This window comes from Maribacter antarcticus DSM 21422 (assembly GCF_000621125.1).
GTDB classification, from domain to species: Bacteria; Bacteroidota; Bacteroidia; order Flavobacteriales; family Flavobacteriaceae; genus Maribacter; species Maribacter antarcticus.
The window spans coordinates 1-2,446 of sequence record NZ_JHZC01000032.1 but is presented as its reverse complement, the minus strand read 5'-3'; the positions used below and the strand labels follow the sequence as shown (position 1 = coordinate 2,446).

The window sequence follows — 2,446 nt, the reverse complement described above, 5'->3', positions numbered from 1 at the left end:
CAATTTGGTGTAAAAGAAGTTGGAAGATATGCCGGTGGAAGAAATGATGTTGCACGATTGGTAAGTAATTTTGCAGGTGTAGCTTCACCAGACGATAGCCGTAATGATATCGTAGTTCGGGGTAATTCTCCAACAGGACTGTTATGGCGCGTAGAAGGTATTCCTATTCCAAGTCCTAACCATTTTTCGGCCTTAGGGACTACTGGAAGCCCAGTATCTGCATTAAATCCCAATCTTCTTAAAAATTCAGACTTTATAACCTCTGCATTCCCTGCCGAATATGGTAATGCAATTGGAGGTGTTTTTGATTTGGGTTTTAGAAATGGAAATAAAGATGCGTATGAGTATTCTTTTCAGATGGGAGCATTCACTGGTTTAGAAGGGACGGCAGAAGGGCCATTGAATAGAAAAAATAACGGTTCGTTTTTGGTGGCTGCAAGATACTCGCTTATCGGACTCATAGGAGGGGCAGGTACCAGCGATACGCCTAATTATGCTGATATTTCATTTAATCTTAATTTAGGAAAAAGTAAACTTGGTACGTTCTCTCTATTTGGAATCATGGGTACATCAAGCATCGATTTAATTGGTGAGGATTTTGATGAAGAGGACCTTTTCTCAGCAGAAGATGAAAACTCTTATGTGTCCTCTACCGTTGCTGTTTTAGGAGCTAAGCATTTACTGAGCATTGGCGAAAAATCGTATTTAAAAACAGTCATTGCAGGCGCATCCAATAGCAGCGATTTTGAAGAAGACCGTATTATTGATTTGGATACCGATACCGAAAGGATTATAAGATTTGCAGAAAATAACAATGAAGAAACTAGAGTAACATTTTCAACATTATTCAATACTAAAATCAACAATAAATTCTCTCTTAGAACAGGATTATTATTAGAGAATTTCTCAGCAGATTTAGATAGAAAACAGAGAGATGAACAAGAAGATGTAAACGGTGATGGAGACCCTGATTTAGTAACCATCAGAAGTATTAACGGTAGTTATAATGTATTTCAACCCTACATTCAAACTAAATACAGATTGACTGAGAAATTGACCCTAAATACAGGAATACATGCCATGTATAGTGATCTTAATGAACAGTTTGTTGTAGAACCAAGAGCATCTATGTCTTATAGAATACACCCTAAACATACACTAAATATCGGGTACGGTCTTCATCATCAAAATATAGCCACACCATTATTATTTCTAAATGAAGAAGTAAATGGAGTTATTACAAACCCTAATGAAAATTTAGATTTTGTGAGAAGTCAGCACTATGTTTTAGGCTATGATGTTAAAATTGCACCTAGCTGGAGAGCAAAAATAGAAACCTATTATCAAAAAATAGATAATGCTGCCATAGACGGGTCCCCATCTAGTTATTCTTCGTTGACCGAAGGTGCAGATTTTACGTTTTCATCGGATAATACTGATTTAGTTAGTTCAGGAACTGGAGAAAACATAGGATTGGAACTCACCTTAGAAAAATCATTTAGCAAAGGATATCATGCCTTGGTAACAAGTTCTTTTTTTGAGAGCACCTATAAAGGTAGTGATGGCATACAACGAAGTACACCTTTTGACAATGGTTACATCGTTAATTTTTTAGTTGGAAAAGAGTATAAATTTGGAGAGAAGAAGAAAAATATATTTTCTATCGATGCTCGTTTTGTGTCCTCAGGAGGAAATCGTTTTACTCCTGTTGATTTAGTGGCTTCGCAAAATGCAGGGTACGAAATTTTACAAGATGATTTAGCGTTTAGTGAGCAATATGAAGATTACATGAGACTAGATTTAAAATTTGGAGTAACGTTTAATAGTAATAAGAAAAAAAGATCTCATAAATTTTACGTAGACTTCCAAAACCTTACCGATAGAGATAATGTTTTTGTTAGAAGATATAATAGAGGTACTAGTAGCGTTGAACAAATAAATCAAATTGGCTTTTTCCCTGATTTTGGTTATCGTTTTCAATTTTAAAAACTTTAAAACTAATGCGTGAACAGGTTATTTTATTTTTCAAACAATTTATAGATTTAGAGGAAAAAGATATTCTTCTTATTGAAGAGTTGACCACAGTACAACATTTTTCGAAAAATGAATTTATTTTAATACAGGGAAAGGTATGTGATTTTGTTGCCTTTATAAATAAAGGAGCGTTTAGAGTTTTTTATTCGGTTGATGGTCAAGAATACACCAAACAATTTTTATTGGAAGGTGGGTTTTGTACAGATTATGCAAGTTTTTTAACCGAGAAAAAGTCTTTGATTTATTTACAGGCTACTGAAGATAGTACGGTTATTGTTTTTGAAAAAAAGGATGTTGATGTTATGTACAAAGCCATTCCAAATTTTGTGCACTTCGGAAAGTTGCTAGCTGAAAGTTTATACATAAAAGTATGCGATATTAATGCTTCTTTTATTTTGAATACCCCAAAAGA

General features: G+C 34.3%; 2 protein-coding genes. Both read left to right on the top strand.

The window, feature by feature from the left end; genetic code table 11:
* Nucleotides 1-1,986, top strand: a 1,986-nt coding sequence (locus Q360_RS0116545; RefSeq protein WP_027078064.1) for a TonB-dependent receptor plug domain-containing protein, incomplete at its 5' end; no start/stop codon positions are given.
* 14 nt (nucleotides 1,987-2,000) lie between these two features.
* Nucleotides 2,001-2,446, top strand: a 446-nt coding sequence (locus Q360_RS0116540) for a Crp/Fnr family transcriptional regulator (protein WP_027078063.1), incomplete at its 3' end; no start/stop codon positions are given.